Raw genomic sequence first — 20,344 nt, forward strand, 5'->3', positions numbered from 1 at the left:
ACGTTTAAGCCAGCTCGTTAGGGGAGGCTTCACCTTTTTCCAGCTGCTGCAGATTCCCCAGCGTGGTTTCCGAAATACTGATCAGCGCTTCGGCAGTCAGAAATGCCTGGTGCCCGGTAAACAGCACGTTATGGCAGGCGGACAGGCGGCGGAACACGTCGTCCTGAATCACATCATTAGACTTGTCTTCAAAGAACAGATCGCGCTCATTCTCATACACGTCCATCCCCAGCGCGCCAATTTTCTGGGTCTTCAGCGCTTCGATAGCGGCCTGAGAGTCAACCAGCCCGCCGCGGCTGGTGTTGATGATCATTACGCCATCTTTCATTTGGTCAAACGCCGCCTGATTAAGCAGGTGGTAGTTTTCCGGCGTCAGCGGACAGTGCAGGGAGATCACGTCGGACTGGGAGAACAGCGTCGGCAGGTCGACGTACTCCACGCCCAGATCCAGCGCTGCGGCGCTTGGATACGGATCGAATGCCAGCAGACGCATGCCGAAGCCTTTCAGAATCCGCAGGGCAGCCACGCCAATTTTACCGGTGCCGATCACGCCTGCGGTTTTGCCGTACATGGTAAAGCCGGTCAGTCCTTCCAGCGAGAAGTTGGCGTCACGGGTGCGCTGATAGGCGCGGTGAATACGACGGTTGAGCGACATCATCATGCCAATCGCATGTTCCGCGACCGCTTCCGGGGAATACGCCGGCACGCGCACCACCTTCAGACCCAGCTCCTTCGCCGCGTCGAGGTCCACGTTATTGAAGCCCGCACAGCGCAGGGCGATATACTTAACCCCTTGCTTTTTCAGCTCTTCCAGCACCGGACGACTGCCATCATCGTTCACAAAAATGCAGACGCCTTCACAGCCGTGCGCCGTTTTGGCGGTTTTTTCGGACAGCAGAAAGTCGAAAAATTCAAGGTCAAACCCGTAAGCCTCGTTAACATGTTGCAGATACTTTTTGTCGTACTGCTTTGTGCTATATACCGCGAGTTTCATAAGACTTTCTCCAGTGATTTTGCATTCACGTTAGCATGATTAAAATAATCTTACAATTTCTAAAATATTATTGAATTCAATAAGTTCTATCAATTATTCTAGAACATCTATCCTTAAAAAAGGCATTGACTTCAACTGACTGGCTAAACATGCGACAATGATCGGCAATGTCGGCTTAATTCTTTCGCTAAATCAGGATATTAACTGCCCATGAAGGGTAAATACAAAGCCGCAATTGCGCTTTTACTGCTGTTGATTTTGGTGCCGCTGACGCTGCTGATGACGCTCGCCCAGTGGGTGCCAACGCTCGCCGGGATCTGGCTCCCCGTCGGAACGCGTATCGCTTTCGAGGAAAGCCCAAAACTCACCCGTCATGCGCTGGTGATCCCCGATCTTCGTTATCTGGTGGATGAGTGTGAAATTGCTCGCATCGATAACGTGACGTTGTCACACCCAAGCCGCTGGAAGCTTGATGTAGGCACCCTTGAGCTTAACTCCGCCTGCCTCAGCAAACTCCCTCAATCTGCGCCGTCGACGGTGGCACCCAAAACGCTGGCCCAGTGGCAGGCGGTGTTACCGAATACCTGGCTGACGGTGCATCGTCTTTCTCTTGCCCCCTGGCAGCAGTGGGAGGGTGAACTTCATGCGTCACTCACTCCTGCAAGTCAGGAAATCACCTATAAAGGCGAGCAGGTAAGCATTAAAGGCCAGTTACGGGGGCAGACCCTCTCTGTCAGTCAGTTCGATATTCACCTTCCAGACCAGCCGCAGCCGGTAAAACTGGTCGGGACATTTACCCTGCCGCTGGTGCCGGACGGCGTACCGGTGAAAGGCCACGCCGTTGCAACCTTTAACGTGCCACAGTTGACCTCTCTGGTCGATGCCGATCTGGACTGGGAAGACAATCAGGGGCAACTGGTGGTGATGGCGCGGGACAATCCCGATCCGCTGCTCGACCTGCCGTGGCAGATTACGGCCGAACAGCTGACTATCAGCGACGGACGCTGGAACTGGGCGCTGCCCGGCCTGCCGCTGAGCGGGCGGGTTGGCCTGCGTATTGATAACTGGCAGCAGGGGCTGGAAAAAGCCACCGTTTCCGGGCGTCTGAATGTGTTAACGCAGGGCGATGCGGGCAAAGGTAATGCGGTGCTGAATATCGGTCCGGGTTCGCTTAGCATGGAAAATAGCGATATGCCGCTGTATTTGAGCGGCGAGGCGAAACAAAACGATCTTATCCTCTACGCCAAACTCCCGGCCAAACTGACCGGAAGCCTCAACGATCCGCAGCTTTCCTTTGAACCCGGCGCGCTATTGCGTTCGCGCGGTCGCATTATCGATTCGCTGGATATTGATGAAATCCGCTGGCCGCTGGCGGGTGTGAAGCTCACGCAAAAAGGCGTAGATGGCCGCCTTCAGGCTATTCTGCGCGCGCATGAAAATGAAATGGGCGATTTCGAACTGCACCTGGACGGTCAGGCCAACGACTTTTTACCTGATAATGGCCTGTGGCAGTGGCGCTACTGGGGTAAAGGGAGCTTTACGCCAATGCACGCGCGCTGGGATGTCGCCGGTAAAGGCGAGTGGCGCGACGCGCTGATTGAGTTAACCGAACTCTCGACCGGCTTCGATAAACTCCAGTACGGCACCATGACGGTAGGCGAACCGCGCCTGGTACTGGATACCCCCGTTCGCTGGAACCGCGATCCGGCTAAACCCTCCTTCAGCGGCGCTCTGGCGCTGAATGCCGGACAAACGACGTTCTCCGGCGGAAGCGTACTGCCGCCTTCGGTACTGAGCTTCAGCGTTGACGGCACCGATCCGACACTCTTTCAGTTTAAGGGCGACCTCCACGCCGACAAAATTGGTCCGGTACAGGTCAATGGACGCTGGGACGGCGAACGCCTTCGTGGTCAGGCCTGGTGGCCGAAACAGTCGCTCACCGTGTTCCAGCCGCTGATCCCACCAGACTGGAAAATGACGCTGCACGACGGCGAACTGTATGCCCAGGTTGCCTTCTCGGCTGCGGCCGGTCAAGGCTTTGAAGCGGGCGGTCACGGGGTGCTGAAATCCGGCAGCGTCTGGATGCCGGATAACCAGATTAACGGTATCGACTTTGTCCTGCCGTTCCGTTTTAGCGAAGGCACATGGTCGCTGGGTACGCGCGGGCCGGTCACACTGCGTATTGGTGAGGTGCAAAACCTGGTCACGGCGAGGAATATCACGGCGGATTTGCAGGGGGACTACCCCTGGAGCGAGGAGAACCCGCTGTTGCTCACCAACGTCAAGGTTGAGGTGCTGGGCGGGAAAATCACCATGCAGCAGTTGAGGATGCCGCAGCACGATCCGGCATTGCTGCGCGTGGACAATATCTCGTCCAGCGAGCTGATCAGCGCCGTCAATCCGAAACAGTTTGCGATGTCCGGGCCGGTCAGCGGTGCGCTACCGTTCTGGCTGGACAATGAAAAATGGATCATCAAAGATGGCTGGCTGACCAACCCGGGGCCGATGACGCTGCGTATCGACAAAGACACGGCTGATGCCATTGTGAAAGACAATATGGTCGCAGGGGCGGCGATTAACTGGTTACGCTATATGGAAATTTCACAATCGTGGACAAAACTGAATGTAGATAATCTGGGGGTATTAACGCTGCAGGCGACCATTAAAGGAACCAGCCGTGTTGATGGCAAAAGCAGTTCCGTGAACCTGAACTACACCCATGAAGAGAACGTTTTTACCCTCTGGCGCAGCCTGCGCTTTGGAGACAACCTGCAAACATGGTTTGAGCAACATGCGGCGATACCGGGTCTCCGCAGTTTGACTGGCAAGGAAAGTGAGGAACAACAATGAAAAAGATGGCTGGTGTGCTCACCGTTGCCGTTGCCGCGCTGATGACAGGCTGTACGCCGCGCATTGAAGTCGCTGCGCCAAAGGAGCCGATTACCATCAACATGAACGTCAAAATCGAACACGAGATCCATATTAAGGTCGATAAAGACGTTGAAACCCTGCTGAAATCGCGCAGCGATCTGTTCTGAGGACGCCATGAAACGAACGTTAGCTCTCATTTTACTGGCGCTGGGAATGCACGTGCAGGCGGCAACGCTTACCCTGAATGACGCTCGTGTACAGGGGCGAGTAGGGGAAACCCTGAGCGGCTATATCGCGCCGATCAAACACGATGCCGAAACGCTGGCGCTGGTTAGCCGCATTAACGCGGCGCGCACGGAAAGCTATCAGCAGCTGGCCGACAGCAATAACTTACCCGTAGATGAAGTGGCAAAAATGGCGGGGCAAAAGCTGGTTGCCCGCGCGCAGCCGGGTGAATACGTGAAGGGCATTAACGGTAAATGGTTGAAGAAGTGATCAGCGGAAGCGCTTGCGATACTCTCCCGGAGACACGCCAAAACGCTGCTTAAACGCCGTTGAAAAATGGCTGTGATCGGCAAAGCCCCAGCTGTAGCCGATCCCCGCCAGCTTTTCATCATCGCTGGCGGAGCGCAACACCTGTGCGCAAAGGTCCAGGCGGCGGTTCTTGATGTACTGCGCCACGACCAGCCCTTTATCGGCAAACATGCGGTACAGGCTACGTACCGACATCCCGCTCTCTGTGGCGATCCACTCCGGACGCAGGGCATCAGACTGAATATGATCGTCAATCAGTGAGAGGACGTGCTGGAACTGGCGTTCCTTTCGCGGCTGGACGACGTCACGTTGCTGAAACGCCGGGCGGAGCAGGCAGACCATTGCCTCCAGCGCCGCTTCACTCTCCCTGTCGCTCAGCTCCGCATTCCCCATACTCTCCTGCAACAGGCGATGGCTCAGCTGTACGGTCGGCAGGCTACGCGAAAGCGTCAGCGCGCAGCTTACCTCCTGAAAACGACACTGTTGCTCAATGATTTGACGCGGCACGAGCAGTGAAATCTGGCGGGATGTATCCTGCCAGGAGATGGAGCAGGGTCGCGACGCGTCGATGAGCGTGATATCGCCGGTATTGAGAATGGAACGTCGGTCATCCTGTTCAATCTCTGCACCGCCTTCAAGCTGAAACACGGCGTAGAACCAGGCATCGTTACTGTTTTTAATTTCCCGGCGGGTACGGAACAGGTTGACGTTGCCTGCGGTCACGGTGCTGAGCTTCAGGCTTCTTGCGTAGCTGGTTTCCAGTTCGCCAGTGAATGTGCCCTCTAACGGGCGAGCGTCAAACCGTCCGCAAACCTGGTTAATTTGCGCCAGCCACTGCTGATACTTTTCCTGTTCGCTCGCACATGCCATCGTTTATCTCGCCACACCGTCAATGTTTTCTCATTGTTGCATTTGTGTTGCAATTTGTCAGAGCCATGAGGCTGACTATAGGAAAGAACACTCACCGGTAACAGCGTTATAAGCGGTAATTATCATGTTTTGCGGAGCCTGTCACAGGTGGCAAAGCGAATGTCACACAGACAAAAGCGCGAATGCGAAACCCTTCGTAGACTGCATTGACACCCTGCGAAGAATAACGAAGGAGTACCCTATGTCTGAATCACAGGTAGCCGTCCTGCCCGAGGTCCAGCGTTTTTTGGATCACCACCACGGCTTGTGGATTGAAGGGCGTCAGGTTGCGTCCGATAGCGAAAAGCGCCTGAACGTTTACAACCCGGCGACGGGAGAGGTGATTGCCTCAACCGCGGATGCCAGCGTCGATGATGTGGATCGTGCAGTGATGTCGGGCTGGCGGGCCTTTGTCGCTCGCAGCTGGGCAGGAAAACTTCCGGCAGAGCGTGAACGCATCTTGCTGCGTTTTGCCGATCTGGTCGAGCAGCACAGCGAGGAACTGGCGCAGCTGGAAACGCTGGAGCAGGGAAAATCGATCAATATTTCCCGCGCCTTTGAAGTGGGCTGTACCCTAAACTGGATGCGCTATACCGCCGGGCTGACCACCAAGATTGCGGGGAAAACCCTCGATCTCTCGATTCCATTGCCTCAGGGCGCACGCTACCAGGCGTGGACGCGCAAAGAGCCGGTTGGCGTCGTGGCCGGGATTGTGCCGTGGAACTTCCCGCTGATGATCGGCATGTGGAAAGTGATGCCAGCGCTGGCGGCGGGCTGTTCTATCGTCATTAAACCTTCTGAGACCACGCCGCTCACCTTGCTGCGCGTTGCGGAGTTAGCGAGTGAGGCGGGTATTCCGGATGGCGTGTTCAACGTGGTGACCGGGAGCGGCGCGGTATGTGGCGCAGCGTTAACCTCGCATCCGCATATTGCGAAAGTGAGTTTCACCGGCTCGACCGCGACGGGGAAACAGATTGCGCGCGCGGCGGCGGATACGTTGACGGGCGTTACCCTGGAGCTGGGCGGCAAAAACCCGGCCATCGTGTTGAAAGATGCAGACCCTGCGTGGGTGATAGAAGGCCTGATGACCGGCAGCTTCCTGAATCAGGGGCAGGTCTGCGCGGCAAGCTCGCGTATCTACATTGAAGCGCCGCTGTTCGACACGCTGGTGAGCGGGTTTGAGCAAGCGGTGAAATCCCTGAGCGTCGGGCCGGGCATGTCGCCGGAAGCGTTTATCAACCCGCTGGTGTCGCGTGCGCACTGCGACAAGGTGCAGACCTTCCTCGATGAGGCGACGGCACGCAACGCAGAGCTTATCACCGGCAATCGCGGTCCGGACGGCAAGGGGTATTACGTATCGCCGACGCTGGTGGTGAACCCGGATGCCGCGCTGCGGCTGACCCGCGAAGAGGTGTTTGGCCCGGTGGTTAATCTGATGCGCGTGTCCGATGCCGAGGAGGCGCTCCAGCTGGCAAACGACACCGAATATGGCCTGACGGCCAGCGTCTGGACGCAGAACATCAGCAAAGCGCTGGAATATACTGACAGGCTTCAGGCGGGAACCGTGTGGGTGAACAGCCATACGCTGATCGACGCCAATCTGCCGTTCGGCGGCATGAAGCAGTCCGGGACAGGGCGTGACTTTGGTCCGGACTGGCTGGACGGCTGGTGCGAGACCAAGTCGGTTTGTGTTCGGTATTAAAAAACAAGCCGGGTGGCGGCTACGCCTTACCCGGCCTACAGGATCGAGTAGGCCGGGTAAGCGCAGCGCCACCCGGCGTTATTCAAAGCGACCACCGATCCCGCCCGGCCTCCTTCGCCCGATACAGCGCCGCATCGGCGCGGGCGATGACCTCGGTGCCCGCTAACCCCTCCGCCATGCCCGCAATCCCCATGCTCACGGTGACATGGTCGCTAACGATTGACGCGCTGTGCGGTATGGACTCCGCGCGCAGGCCGTCCTGAATGCGTAAGGCAACCTTTTCAGCGATGTTTTCCGGGCAATTGAAGAGGATCACCACGAACTCCTCACCGCCGTAGCGTGACACCACATCATCAGGCGTTCTTACAGATTTTTTAAGCACTTCAGCCACGCGAGTCAGGCACTCATCTCCGGCCTGATGGCCATAGGTATCGTTGTAGCGTTTAAAGTAGTCGACATCCAGCATAATCAGGGTAAAGGCTTTTCCCTGCTCAACCGCATTTTCCAGCACCAGTTCCATCGCCCGGCGGTTGGCCGTTTTTGTTAAGGGATCCTGATGCGCCAGTGCATCCAGTCTGGAGATCAGCAGCTGGTTTTGCTGGTTGCGGCGCCAGGCCTCTTCAAACCAGCTCAGCAGGATGAAACGCCCAAAAATGAGAATGAGCGTAAAAACGATCCACAATCCAACAAAGCGAACGTTGATCCCCGCATTCTGCACCATACTGGCAACGGGCATGGTAAGCCAGAGTGGCAGAACAAAGGACACCAGACCTACAGGATGAAAATAGAGCGCCGTCATTCCGGCCATCAGTAGGGTGACAAAAATCGGCCAGGGGTGAGGAAGGTGTACGTCGTGGATGAACCAGTAACAACAGAGCGACCAGAGCACGCTGCAGATAAAGAGAACCACGCTGATACCCGCGATATGACGCCAGGCCATCAGCGTTAGCGCCGCTGACAGAATGATCACGCCCAGCATCGAGGCATCAATCATAAACCGGAGATGCGGTTCGATGTGTAAAAGGTTATCAATGCTGCCGAAAAGGACATTGCGCAGCAGGACCATCAGCGCAAAGCTAAAATTAACAAACGCCAGCCAGGACAAGTTCGTTTCCAGTCCGTGAAGCACCATCGATTTGCGTGAGGGCCAGGTAGCCAACTCTGGCGTGGTGTTGTGTCTTTTTTCCATTGAAGCCATTTCCATTACGTGTGACACGGATATAAAAAAGGGCGGATATTCCGCCCCTGATGCACGCTGACCGTTACGGTGTCACAATGTTAAACCAGAAATCAAATTTATCCATATATCCAAGCATTGAATCCAGTTTAGCGCCGTCACCGGTGAGTTTCACGTCGCCGCTCTGTTCGGCCTGTTTGAGCGTCACTTCTTTGAGGATAATTTTGTTCAGCGTGTTGCGGTTAAGGGTGAGGGTAGCGTCTGCGTCCTTCGCCTCCGCGTTTGCCGTGTGGTTCAGCACGCCGTTTTCCAGCTCGAGTTTGTATTTCCCGCCATCGCTGCCAAGATCGATGTTAAATACCGATTTGGCGTCACCTGCTTTTTGTCCGTTGATGTGGACGGCAAGGTAGTCAAAGAACATCTCCGGCGTCATCGCCCGTACTGTGTCCGGGCTGGCGGTATTCGGCGTTGGACCTTTCACCACGCCGTTACGCAATTCCTGCGCGCCGGTCAGGTAGAAGTTACGCCACGGGCCGGATTCAGCCTGATAACCAAGCTGTTCCAGCGCATCCGCTTCCAGGTTGCGCGCCGCCTGGTTGTTCGGATCGGCAAAGACCACTTTACTTACTACCTGCGCCACCCAGCGGTAGTTCCCCTGGTCGAAGTCGGTTTTCGCTTTGCTCAGGATGGCATCCGCGCCGCCCATATACTCCACGAATTTCTTCGCGCCTTCTTCAGGCGGCAGTTCGTCCAGCGTCGCCGGGTTGCCGTCAAACCAGCCCAAATACAGCACATAGGTGGCTTTCACGTCATGGCTTACCGAGCCGTAATAGCCGCGGTTAGCCCAGGTATGCGCCAGTGAATCCGGGAGTTTGAAGTTAGCGGCGATTTCGTCGCGCGTCAGCCCCTCGTTCGCCATACGCAGCGTCTGGTCGTTGATGTAACGATAGAGGTCACGCTGGCTTTTCAGCAGCTTGACCACGTTTTCGTTGCCCCAGGTCGGCCAGTGGTGCTGTGCCATGATGATTTCGGCTTTGTCACCCCAGCGTACAATCGCCTGGTTGATGTATTTCGACCACGGCAGCGGCTCGCGGATTTTGGCCCCGCGCAGCGAGTAGGTGTTGTGCAGGGTATGGGTAACATCCTCAGCGGATTCAATCAGTTTTTTCTCTTCGATGTACCAGAGCATTTCGGATGGCGCTTCGGAGCCCGGTGCGAGCATAAAATCGTAAGTCAGGCCGTCGATGACCTCTTTCTGCCCATCCTTTTCAATGATGTTGGTCGGGGCAATCAGCGTCACCGTCCCGGCGGAGGTGGTCGTACCCAGGCCCGCGCCCACCTGGCCTTTGGCATCTGGCTTCAGGAGGTTGCCATACATATAGCTGGCGCGGCGGCTCATGACGTTACCCGCCATGATGTTCTCGGCAACGGCCGCCTCCATAAACCCGGCAGGCGCGTAGATTTTCACCTTGCCGGACTTCACGTCGGCTTCATCCACCACGCCGCGCACGCCGCCATAGTGGTCAACGTGGCTGTGGGTATAAATAATGGCGACGACCGGTTTCTTGCCGCGATTTTTAAAATAAAGATCCATCCCGACCTTCGCCGTTTCTGCCGACACCAGAGGGTCAACCACGGTAATACCTTCTTTCCCTTCAATGATGGTCATATTTGACAGGTCAAGATTTCGTATCTGATATACGCCATCGGTCACTTCAAACAGGCCGCTAATATTAATCAGCTGAGATTGACGCCATAAGCTGGGATTAACGGAGTCCGGTGCTTTATCGCCTTCTTTAATAAACGAATATTGCTGTGGATCCCAGATAACATTGCCTTGTTCCCCTTTGATAATGTCCTGAGGAAGAGGCGCAATAAAGCCTTTATGGGCGTCCGTAAAATCGGTGTTGTCGGAGAAGGGAAGCTGATTAAACAGGGCGTTATTGGCCTGTTGCGTGGCGGCCGTGGCATCCTTCGGGGCTTCTGCGGCATACGCGGAACTAACAGAAATAAAAAGTCCAGCCAGAGCAAGACTCCTGACGATCAAATTGAATTTCATCCTAAAACCTCTCGATGATGTATTACGTCGCGTGTGGAAAGTTTGCGTCCTGGCAGAAAGTGATTCAAAAAATGAAATGAAAAAAATGCGGTAGAAATAACTATAATCGTGGAGAGGTATTCAGCAAGTAAATAGATGAAAAACCGGGCATTGCGCCCGGTGCGTTATTTATTTCTGTTCGTCTTTCTTCTTCCCGAGCGTTGGCGTCTCGTCGAAGAAGTTCCACGGTTTAAGCAGGGTATGCACCCATTCCGTCGGCATAATCGGCCACTCTTCCGCGCGAGCGACGTGGGTGGTGCCGGTGGTCATCCACACCACGTCATCCTGGTCGTTCAGCGACTCGTTATCCTTGCTGTACTGTCCGAGGCCCGTGTCATGGATGGAGCGGTTCGGGAATTTGCCTTCCGGGTACAACTCATCCGGATGGTAGCGCGTTACCCACAGCTGTTTGTCCATAAAGCTCAGGCGATGGTAGATCCACTCGTCCGGAGCAAATTTCGCGCCGGTCGCCACCGGGTGTGTGCCGCCCGCGTAAGGGATGATCTGGTACGAGACCGGGTTGCCCATGCGGTTCTCCTTACTGGTGTTGCTCAGCAGGCGAATCGTGCCCGGGTCGAACTTCTGCGCCGCCTGCTGTTCGGTGTCAATGTCGTACTGATTCACCTGCATGGTACTGGTGCGCGGGCCACCGGCGGTATTCGGCTTCACTTCCGGATCCATGGCAACCAGCTTGTTGTTAATGCCGTCCACGTCCATATCAAGACGGAAGTTATAGATGTGCTGGTGCGTGGTGCCCACGATGTTATGGTCGATCAGCGTGCCGTATTTTGTATCGTCTTTGGCGGTGGCATCGTGCATGGTTTTCGCCTGAACGCCTTTCACCGCTTCGATACCCGTCGCGCCGGCGTCAATGCCGATGGTGCCATTTTCATGGAATACCCAGTCGAAGATGTAATCGTAGTTGCCCACGGTACTGACCCAGCGCACCACCAGTTCACGACGTTCGGTGCTGACGTTCGGCTGGCCCATCTCCTGATGCTTATACTCCGGGCCCGCATAGCGTTCGAAAATGGCGATTGCGCGCGGGATCTCCATCGGCGCGCCGGTGTAATCCGGGATGGTTTCATTGAGCATCACGGCGTTGGACGGCACGTCTTTACCTCGCACCAGCGGTGAGGTCAGGGTGCCCATACCATAGTCGCCGGAATCGAGATAGGCTTTAAAGTACCAGCCCACGTCCGGATCGCCGTAAGGAACGATCATGCCGCCGAGTGACCCCTGATACATAATCTGGCGTTTTTTGCCGTTGTCGTTATAGGTGACGGTTGAAATCATCGGGCCCACGCGGGAATCCAGGCTCAGGTGGAAATCCCAGTTCTGCCAGTGCACCATATCGCCGGTGATGGTGTAGTTCTTGCCTTCCGGCTCGACGATCTCCAGGGGTTTTTTCACCGTTTCTACCCGGTCGCGGCCGTCATACGGGCGCGGGGTGAGCGGAACAGGGATGACCGGGCCTTCTTCGATCTTCTGAATTTTCTTCTGCTCAAGATCGACAACCGCCACCAGGTTCTCAATCGGGTGCGCCCAGTAGTTGCCGTCCCCAACGTCCAGATAGCTCACCACCTTCAGCAGGCGATCTTCCTGCTTCAGGCCGTCCTTGCCGTCGAAATAGCCGACGGTCAGCGGGGTGGTAATCACTTTCTTCGTATCGGTGATACCGCGCTTTTTCAGCACTTCGGCAAACTCGGTGCTCTCGTTGATGATCTGCTGTACCGTGGCGAAGTCATCCAACAGCACCATCCCGTGCGCGTCTTTTACCGGCTCCCAGCGCAGAATTTTTTTATCCTTCAGGTCCACCATGCTTTCGATAACGTGCTTTCCATCGAGCATGACGATCTTCGCCTGACGAGGGGCATTTACTGCCGTACCGTTGAGCACAAAGTCCCACACTTTGGCTTTCTCCGGCTCTGCAAGGGCGATCTGGGTAAAGCGGGTATTGGGTTTAAAATCCGCCGAGGTTTTCACAATCTCAACGGCTTGCTTAATTTCGTCCGCCGTTAGCGCGTTTAGCGGATGAGGGCGTTTTTCAACCTGGAAGGTTTGATCGAGGCCGGACTGGAAAACGTCGTTGATGAAGGTCTCAGAGATAAAGGCTTTTTTGCCTTTCATCACCACCGGCACCTCGAGCTTGAGGATTTTACCGTTGACGATGGCGGTTTTTGCGCCCGGTTTGACCTTCACAAAGGCACCGTCTTTCGCAATGGTGAACATCTGTGCGTAATCATCCCACTGAACGTCCGCGCCAAAGTCCTGCAGCGTTTTGTCCATCGGAACCATATGCGCCTCACTGCCGTGGGCGAAAACAGGGGATTGCCAGGCGCAACACAGCGCAACGGCCATGGCCAGCGCCGTTCTACGGGCAGAAAAAGAAGAATTGCTTCCCATCGTAGACCTCATCTTGTTGTGTTTTTAGGGTTTATTGTGTTGTGACAGCCTTATCCTGACAGGCGCCTGAGAAAAGCGTTTGCCTGCATCTGCCAGGTTATTTGTTGGTCTTGCCAGGTTAAAAAAAGAGCGGGGATAAATCACAGAGTCGTGCAGAGCAATCCCCTCTCCCCGTTGGGGAGAGGGTCAAGGTGAGGGGACGTTAGCTGAAATCACCCCGCTGGCGCGCCACCAGCGTCAGGATGGAGTAGAGCGCCACGGCCTGCTGGTGCTGGTTGAAGATCTCAACGGCCCACTCCACCACGCCCGTCGGTTTTTCCTCGGCGGTACGCTGTTTCTTCAGCGTTTTACGCTTGCAGGTCAGGCGCACCTGAATGGTATCGCCCGGTTTAACCGGCTCGATAAAGCGCAGGTTTTCCATGCCGTAGTTGGCAATGACAGGCCCAACGCCCGCATCAACAAAGAGTCCCGCCGCGGCGGATATCAGGAAGTAGCCGTGCACGACGCGCTCGCCGAAGATCGACTCTGCCGCACCGATTTTGTCCATATGGGCGTAGAAGTGGTCGCCGCTCAGGCAGGCAAAGTTCACGATGTCTGCTTCCGTCAGGGTTCGGCGCGGCGTCAGCAGGCTGTCGCCAGGCTGTAGCTCCTCAAAATATTTGCGGAACGGATGCACGCGATCTTCCTGCACCGCTGCGCCACGCACCCACTGTTTGCCAATGGCGGCCAGCATCGTCGGACTGCCCTGGATCGCGGTGCGCTGCAGGTAGTGCTTCACCGCGCGCAGGCCGCCCAGCTCTTCGCCGCCGCCCGCGCGCCCCGGGCCGCCGTGCACCAGCTGAGGAAGCGGGGAGCCGTGGCCGGTAGACTCTTTTGCTGATTCCTCGTTAAGGATCTGAATACGCCCGTGGGCGCGCGCCGCACCGACAATAAACTGGCGGGCAATCCCCAGGTCCGCGGTGACCAGCGTACCCGCCAGGCTGCCGCCGCCCGCGCGGGCAAGCTGCATCGCGTGGTGTGCGTTGCGATACGGCATCAGCGTTGCAACCGGGCCGAAAGCTTCGGTAGAGTGGACGGCTGGGGTTTCGTCCGGCTGCGGGCAGAACAGCAGGGTCGGAGGGAAGAACGCCCCCGCGGCCTGCAAATTCGCTTTGCCGCCCAGACGGATCTCACAGCCTGCGGCGATCAGCTGCTCCACTTTCTCCTGCACGTCCGCACGCTGTTCGGCGTTGACCAGCGCACCCATCTTCACCCCTTCCTGCGCCGGGTCGCCAACCACCACCTTTTCCAGGCGGACAATCAGCGCCTGGCTAACCGCGTCAATTTGGTTTTGCGGGACGATAATCCGACGAATGGCCGTACATTTTTGCCCGGCTTTAGCGGTCATCTCACGGACGACTTCCCGGATGAACAGGGCAAATTCCGGCTGTTCCGGCGTGACGTCATCCCCCAGCACGCAGCAGTTCAGGGAGTCGGCTTCCATGGTGAACGGAATCGAATTCGCGACAATATTCGGATGCACGCGCAGGCTTTGCCCGGTACTGGCGGAGCCGGTAAAGGTCACCACGTCCTGGCTGTCGAGCTGGTTCAGCAGATCGCCCGCGCCGCCGCAGATCAGGCTGATGGCACCGTCCGGCACCAGTCCGCTGTCCACGATGGATTTCACCATCGCCTGTGTCACCTGTGCGGTAGCGGTAGCGGGTTTGATGATGGCGGGCATCCCGGCAAGCCAGGTCGGGGCCAGCTTTTCCAGCATCCCCCAGCAGGGGAAGTTAAAGGCGTTGATGTGCACCGCCACGCCGGATCTTGAGGTCAGGACGTGGCGCGCCGCAAAGCCGCCTTCTTTCGACAGCGCGATTAACTCATCTTCCGGCCATAGCGTGTCATCCGGCAGCTCGCGGCTGCCCAGGCTTGCGTAAGTGAAAAGGGTGCCGATGCCGCCTTCAATATCGACCCAGCTGTCCGCCTTCGTCGCGCCCGTCTGGGCTGATAACGCATAGAACGTCTCTTTCTCGCCAAGCAGGTGCTTTGCCACCGCCTTCAGCATGGCCGCACGTTCGATAAAGGTCATCTCGTGAAGTGCTTCACCGCCGCGCTCAATCGCATAGCGACGGGCGGCCGCCATGTCCAGCCCTTCGCTGGTCACGCTCCACAGCGCTTCGCCACTGATGGCGTGATGAATAGTGCGTTCGCGGCCCCGGCCAGACTGCCAGGTACCGGATAAGAAGCTGGCTAACTGCTGCATCGCTTATCTCCAAATGTTACGTAAATTACTCATTAATAGTTTGATCGTGAATCATAAAAATCAAGCTGAGTTTTAATGAATTGTTAACGATGTGATCCGGCTTGATGAATTGCAGCCCATAAAGAGCTGGTGTAAAGGGCTTTCAGCAAAAGCCTTGCGAGCAACATCACAAAACCAGGAAACAATTCTTGGGGTTATATTTAACCTTTGTGTAACTTTTAAAAAACAAAGTGATTCACAATCACGCTTCAACTTGCAAATAAACGAATCATAAAGGTGACGACGTGACGCAAGAACAACGGTTTGAGCAGCGCATAGCGCAGGAGACGGCGATTGAGCCTCAGGACTGGATGCCTGACGCCTACCGTAAGACGTTGATCCGCCAGATTGGCCAGCATGCGCACTCCGAAATTGTCGGCATGCTGCCGGAAGGGAACTGGATCACCCGCGCGCCGACGCTGCGCCGAAAAGCGATCCTGCTGGCGAAGGTGCAGGACGAAGCCGGACACGGGCTCTACCTCTACAGCGCGGCGGAAACGCTGGGCTGCGCGCGGGAAGACATCTACCAGAAGATGCTCGACGGCAAAATGAAATACTCCTCCATCTTCAACTATCCGACCCTGAGCTGGGCCGATATCGGCGTGATCGGCTGGCTGGTGGACGGCGCGGCCATCGTCAACCAGGTGGCGCTATGCCGGACTTCCTACGGTCCGTATGCCCGCGCGATGGTGAAAATCTGTAAAGAAGAGAGCTTCCACCAGCGTCAGGGCTTTGAAGCCTGCATGGCGCTGGCGCAGGGCAGTGAGGCTCAGCGGCAGATGCTGCAGGACGCCATCAACCGTTTCTGGTGGCCGGCGCTGATGATGTTTGGGCCGAACGACGACAACTCGCCGAACAGCGCGCGCAGTCTGGCCTGGAAAATCAAACGCTTCGGCAATGACGAACTTCGCCAGCGCTTTGTTGACAATACGGTGCCGCAGGTGGAGATGCTGGGCATGACGGTGCCCGACCCCGACCTGCGTTTGGATGAAGAGACCGGTCATTATCGCTTCGGCGAGATCGACTGGCAGGAGTTTGACGAGGTCATTAACGGGCGCGGCATCTGTAACCACGAACGCCTGGCCGCGAAACGTAAAGCCTGGGAAGAGGGCGCGTGGGTGCGCGAAGCCGCACTGGCGCACGCGAAAAAACAGCGCGCCCGTCAGGCCGCATAAGAGGAAATAACCATGAGCAATGTCTACTGGCCGCTGTACGAAGTGTTCGTACGCAGCAAACAGGGGTTGTCCCACCGTCACGTGGGCAGCCTGCATGCCGCGGACGATCGCATGGCGCTGGAAAATGCGCGTGATGCCTACACCCGCCGCAGCGAAGGGTGTTCTATCTGGGTGGTGAAGGCGAGCGAGATTGTCGCCTCCCAGCCTGAAGAGAGCGGTGAGTTCTTCGACCCGGCGGAAAGCAAGGTTTACCGCCATCCGACGTTCTACACCATCCCTGACGGCATCGAGCATATGTGAGGCAAAGAATGAAGACAGTGACGGCCTATGCCCTGCGCCTGGGCGACAACGGTTTGGTGCTTTCCCAGCGTCTGGGCGCCTGGTGCGGTCACGCGCCGGAGCTGGAAATTGACCTTGCGCTCGCCAATATCGGTCTCGACCTTCTGGGCCAGGCGCGCAATTTCCTGACCTATGCCGCGGAGCTGGAAGGCCAGGGCGATGAAGACACGCTGGCATTTGGCCGCGACGAGCGCCAGTTCCGCAACGTCCTGCTGGTGGAGCAGCCGAACGGCAGCTTCGCCGACACGATTGCCCGCCAGTACCTGATGGATGCCTGGAACGTGGCGCTGTACGAGCGGCTGACCCAAAGCCGCGACGGCCAGCTTGCCGCCATTGCCGCCAAAGCGATTAAAGAGGCGCGCTACCACCTGCGCTTCAGCCGCGGCTGGCTGGTGCGTCTGGGCGATGGGACCGAAGCGTCCGCGCAAAAAATGCAGCAGGCCATCGACAACCTGTGGCGTTTTACGGCGGAGCTCTTTGAGGCAGATGACGTTGAGCTGGCGCTGATTGACTCCGGCGTGGCGGTTGACCCGCGGGTCCTGCGCCAGCCGTGGGAATGCGAAATCTATGCCGGTCTGAAGGAAGCCTGCCTGCAGGTTCCCGCAGAGGTGGCATACCGCTCCGGGGGCAAGAAGGGGCTGCATACCGAACATCTGGGCCCGATGCTGGCGGAGATGCAGTATCTCCAGCGCGCGTATCCCGGTCAGCAGTGGTAAAGGAGAACGCTATGCAACGCCTCGTCGACATCGCGCCCGCGCAAATTCCGCAGATCTGGTCGCTGTTAAGCCAGATCCCCGATCCGGAAGTGCCGGTATTAACCATCACCGATTTAGGCATGGTGCGCAGCGTGAAGGCGCAGGGGGAAGGCTGGGTCATCGGCTTCACGCCAACCTACTCGGGCTGTCCGGCAACGGAACACCTGCTGGGGGCGATCCGCGACGCGATGACCGCACACGGCTTTACTCCGGTACACATTGTGCTCCAGCTTGAACCCGCCTGGACCACCGACTGGATGACCGCTGACGCTCGCGAGCGCCTGCGGGCGTACGGCATCAGTCCACCCGTAGGGCATAGCTGTCACGCGCACGCGCCGGTGGAGGTGAGCTGCCCGCGCTGCGCCAGCACCGACACCTCGCTCATCAGTGAGTTTGGTTCGACGGCCTGTAAAGCGCTCTACCGCTGCAATTCCTGCCGCGAGCCTTTCGACTATTTCAAATGTATTTGAGGCTGCCATGACAACGTTTCATTCATTAACAGTGGCAAAAGTGGAACCCGAAACCCGCGACGCGGTCACCATCACCTTCGCGGTGCCGCAGGCGCTGCAGGAGGCCTACCGCTTCCGCCCCGGCCAGCACCTGACCCTGAAAACGACGCTGGGCGAAGACGAGCTGCGCCGCTGCTACTCCATCTGCCGGAGTACCGCCCCGGGCGAGATCAGCGTGGCCGTCAAAGCGATTGAAGGCGGGCGTTTTTCCCGCTATGCCCGGGATGAGATCAAAGCGGGCATGGCGCTGGAGGTGATGGTTCCTCAGGGCCAGTTTGGCTACCAGCCGCAGGCCGAACGCGAAGGCCACTACCTGGCGATTGCGGCAGGCTCTGGGATCACCCCGATGCTGGCGATTATCTCCGCTACGCTGGCGACAGAACCCAACAGCCATTTCACCCTGATCTACGGCAACCGCAGCAGCCAGAGCATGATGTTCCGTCGGGCGCTGGCGGACCTGAAGGACAAATACCCGCAGCGGCTGCAGCTGGTCTCCATCTTCAGCCAGGAGCGGCTGGACAGCGATCTGCTCTATGGCCGTATCGACGGGGAAAAATTGCAGGCGCTGGCGAAAACCCTGATCAACTTCCGCCAGTACGACGAGGCGTTTATCTGCGGTCCGTCGGCGATGATGGACGAGGCCGAAGCCGCGCTGAAAGCGCTGGGGATGCCGGACAAATCCATTCACCTTGAGCGCTTTAACACCTCCGGAATCACCGTTAAGCGCACGGCGCACGTGCAGGCGGAAGGACAGAAAGTGACCGTGCGCCAGGACGGTCGCGACCGTGAAATCACCCTGACGGCGGACGATGAGAGCATCCTCGATGCCGCCCTGCGTCAGGGGGCAGATCTCCCGTATGCCTGTAAGGGCGGCGTGTGCGCCACCTGTAAATGCAAAGTGCTGCGCGGGAAGGTGGACATGGCGACCAACTACAGCCTGGAGCCGGACGAGCTGGCCGCCGGGTATGTGCTGAGCTGTCAGTCTCTGCCGTTAACCGCCGATGTGATTGTCGACTTCGACGCGAAGGGGATGGCATGAGCGAGCTGATTGTTACCCGTCATGACCGCGTGCTGCAGCTGACGCTTAACCGTCCGGCGGCGCGCAACGCCCTCAACAATGCGCTGTTGACGCAGCTTGCTGAACAGCTGGAGGCCGCGGCGGCTGACAGCGATATTTCCGTCTGCGTGATTTACGGCAGCGAGCGCTGCTTTGCCGCCGGGGCCGATCTCAACGAAATGGCGGAGAAAGACCTGCCCGCCACCCTGAACGATATCCGCCCGCAGCTGTGGGCGCGCATTAACGCGTTTAACAAACCGCTGATTGCCGCCGTGAACGGCTTCGCGCTGGGCGCAGGCTGCGAGCTGGCGCTGCTGTGCGACGTGGTGATTGCTGGCGATAGCGCCCGTTTTGGCCTGCCGGAAATCACGCTGGGCATCATGCCCGGTGCGGGCGGCACCCAGCGTCTGATTCGCAGCGTCGGTAAATCCCTTGCCAGCAAAATGGTGCTGACCGGAGAGAGTATCTCCGCAGAGCAGGCGCTGAGCGCCGGGCTGGTGAGCGATGTTTTCCCGGCGACGCTGACGCTGGAGTATGCCCTGAAGCAGGCGGCGCTGATGGCGCGCCACTCGCCGCTGGCGCTGCAGGCGGCTAAACAGGCGCTGCGCCAGTCTCAGGAGGTAACGCTACAGGCCGGGCTCGCACAGGAGCGTCAGCTGTTTACGCTGCTTTCTGCCACCGAAGACCGCCGGGAAGGCATCGACGCCTTCTTACAAAAACGCACCCCCGACTTTAAAGGACGCTAATTGTGGAATGTATTCTGAGTCAAGTAGAGCAAGGCGTGATGACCCTTACGCTGAACCGCCCGGAGCGTCTGAACAGCTTTAACGACGTGATGCACCAGCAGCTTGCCGAGTGCCTGAAACAGGCCGAGCGCGATGACACTGTTCGCTGCTTGCTGATCACCGGTGCGGGACGCGGCTTTTGCGCCGGTCAGGACCTGAACGACCGCAACGTCGACCCCAACGGCCCGGCGCCGGATCTGGGGATGTCCGTTGAAACCTTCTATAACCCGCTGGTGCGCCGACTGGCAAAGCTGCCGAAACCGGTGATTTGCGCGGTTAACGGCGTGGCCGCGGGGGCGGGGGCGACGCTGGCATTAGGCTGCGACATGGTTATTGCCGCGCGTTCCGCCAACTTTGTGATGGCCTTCAGCAAGCTCGGTCTGGTGCCGGACTGCGGCGGCACCTGGCTGCTGCCGCGCGTGGCCGGACGCGCTCGCGCTATGGGGCTGGCGCTGCTGGGTGACAAACTCAGCGCCGAACAGGCGCAGGCGTGGGGGATGATCTGGCAGGTGGTGGATGACGAACAGCTCTCCTCCACGGCGCAACAGATGGCACTGCATTTTGCGTCTCAACCGACCTTCGGGCTGGGGCTGATCAAGCAGGCAATCAACGCCGCGGAAAGCAACACCCTGGACGCCCAGCTCGATCTGGAGCGTGACTATCAGCGCCTGGCCGGGCGCAGCGACGATTACCGCGAGGGCGTCAGCGCCTTCCTGGCGAAGCGCGCGCCGAACTTTACGGGGAAATAA

Annotated in this window: 17 protein-coding genes; 11 read left to right on the plus strand and 6 right to left on the minus strand. The window is 57.8% G+C overall.

Annotated features, from left to right (window positions below):
• Positions 1-4: 4 nt before the first annotated feature.
• A complete protein-coding gene (locus N2K86_RS10200) occupies positions 5-994 on the minus strand; it encodes a 2-hydroxyacid dehydrogenase (RefSeq protein WP_260661398.1) in 990 nt (329 codons plus the stop codon).
• 210 nt (positions 995-1,204) lie between these two features.
• On the opposite strand from N2K86_RS10200, the gene N2K86_RS10205 reads away from it, so the two are divergent.
• The 3 genes from N2K86_RS10205 to N2K86_RS10215 are packed head-to-tail and all read left to right on the plus strand — an operon-like array spanning position 1,205 to position 4,360.
• Positions 1,205-3,844, plus strand: a complete 2,640-nt coding sequence (locus tag N2K86_RS10205) for a YdbH family protein (RefSeq protein WP_260661399.1) — start codon at positions 1,205-1,207, stop codon at positions 3,842-3,844.
• Positions 3,841-4,032, plus strand: coding sequence for a YnbE family lipoprotein (locus N2K86_RS10210; protein ID WP_010430706.1), 192 nt, complete (start codon positions 3,841-3,843; stop codon positions 4,030-4,032). The genes N2K86_RS10205 and N2K86_RS10210 overlap by 4 nt, the downstream gene beginning before the upstream one ends.
• A gap of 7 nt (positions 4,033-4,039) precedes the next feature.
• Positions 4,040-4,360, plus strand: a complete 321-nt coding sequence (locus tag N2K86_RS10215; RefSeq protein WP_260661400.1) for a YdbL family protein — start codon at positions 4,040-4,042, stop codon at positions 4,358-4,360.
• Here N2K86_RS10215 and feaR read toward each other — a convergent pair whose 3' ends face one another.
• A complete protein-coding gene (gene feaR, locus N2K86_RS10220; RefSeq protein WP_260661401.1) occupies positions 4,361-5,269 on the minus strand; it encodes a transcriptional regulator FeaR in 909 nt (302 codons plus the stop codon).
• A gap of 241 nt (positions 5,270-5,510) precedes the next feature.
• Between feaR and N2K86_RS10225 the strand changes: the two genes are divergently transcribed.
• The gene (locus tag N2K86_RS10225; protein WP_260661402.1) at positions 5,511-7,010 is read left to right on the plus strand and encodes an aldehyde dehydrogenase family protein; all 1,500 of its coding nucleotides are present in this window, start codon (positions 5,511-5,513) and stop codon (positions 7,008-7,010) included.
• 82 nt (positions 7,011-7,092) lie between these two features.
• Here the strand turns inward: N2K86_RS10225 and N2K86_RS10230 are convergent, their stop codons facing one another.
• The 4 genes from N2K86_RS10230 to paaZ form a co-directional block, all read right to left on the minus strand.
• Positions 7,093-8,199: a GGDEF domain-containing protein gene (locus N2K86_RS10230; protein WP_260661403.1), complete on the minus strand. Its 1,107-nt coding sequence runs from the start codon at positions 8,197-8,199 to the stop codon at positions 7,093-7,095.
• A 73-nt stretch (positions 8,200-8,272) separates the two neighbouring features.
• Entirely contained in the window at positions 8,273-10,246 is a 1,974-nt protein-coding gene (locus N2K86_RS10235) for an alkyl/aryl-sulfatase (protein ID WP_260661404.1), read from the minus strand.
• Between the two features lie 168 nt (positions 10,247-10,414).
• Entirely contained in the window at positions 10,415-12,691 is a 2,277-nt protein-coding gene (gene tynA / locus N2K86_RS10240; protein ID WP_260661405.1) for a primary-amine oxidase, read from the minus strand.
• A 202-nt stretch (positions 12,692-12,893) separates the two neighbouring features.
• On the minus strand, positions 12,894-14,936 hold the full coding sequence (paaZ, locus tag N2K86_RS10245) for a phenylacetic acid degradation bifunctional protein PaaZ (protein ID WP_260661406.1): 2,043 nt from the start codon (positions 14,934-14,936) through the stop codon (positions 12,894-12,896).
• A 284-nt stretch (positions 14,937-15,220) separates the two neighbouring features.
• On the opposite strand from paaZ, the gene paaA reads away from it, so the two are divergent.
• From paaA to paaG, 7 genes are read left to right on the plus strand one after another with little or no spacing between them, the layout of a single operon-like run.
• Complete coding sequence (gene paaA / locus N2K86_RS10250; protein ID WP_260661407.1) at positions 15,221-16,150, plus strand: 1,2-phenylacetyl-CoA epoxidase subunit PaaA; 930 nt, start codon at positions 15,221-15,223, stop codon at positions 16,148-16,150.
• 12 nt (positions 16,151-16,162) lie between these two features.
• Positions 16,163-16,450, plus strand: a complete 288-nt coding sequence (gene paaB, locus N2K86_RS10255) for a 1,2-phenylacetyl-CoA epoxidase subunit PaaB (protein WP_003857353.1) — start codon at positions 16,163-16,165, stop codon at positions 16,448-16,450.
• Positions 16,451-16,458: 8 nt separating this feature from the next.
• Complete coding sequence (paaC, locus tag N2K86_RS10260) at positions 16,459-17,205, plus strand: 1,2-phenylacetyl-CoA epoxidase subunit PaaC (RefSeq protein WP_260661409.1); 747 nt, start codon at positions 16,459-16,461, stop codon at positions 17,203-17,205.
• A gap of 11 nt (positions 17,206-17,216) precedes the next feature.
• Positions 17,217-17,714 (plus strand): 1,2-phenylacetyl-CoA epoxidase subunit PaaD, encoded by a 498-nt coding sequence (gene paaD / locus N2K86_RS10265; RefSeq protein ID WP_260661410.1) that lies wholly within the window; start codon positions 17,217-17,219, stop codon positions 17,712-17,714.
• 7 nt (positions 17,715-17,721) lie between these two features.
• Entirely contained in the window at positions 17,722-18,792 is a 1,071-nt protein-coding gene (gene paaE / locus N2K86_RS10270; protein ID WP_260661411.1) for a 1,2-phenylacetyl-CoA epoxidase subunit PaaE, read from the plus strand.
• Positions 18,789-19,556: a 2,3-dehydroadipyl-CoA hydratase PaaF gene (gene paaF, locus N2K86_RS10275; protein ID WP_260661412.1), complete on the plus strand. Its 768-nt coding sequence runs from the start codon at positions 18,789-18,791 to the stop codon at positions 19,554-19,556. The genes paaE and paaF overlap by 4 nt, the downstream gene beginning before the upstream one ends.
• Entirely contained in the window at positions 19,556-20,344 is a 789-nt protein-coding gene (gene paaG / locus N2K86_RS10280; RefSeq protein ID WP_260661664.1) for a 2-(1,2-epoxy-1,2-dihydrophenyl)acetyl-CoA isomerase PaaG, read from the plus strand. The genes paaF and paaG overlap by 1 nt, the downstream gene beginning before the upstream one ends.

Origin of the sequence: Enterobacter mori (assembly GCF_025244905.1) — a bacterium.
In the GTDB taxonomy this organism is placed as follows: domain Bacteria; phylum Pseudomonadota; class Gammaproteobacteria; order Enterobacterales; family Enterobacteriaceae; genus Enterobacter; species Enterobacter mori_A.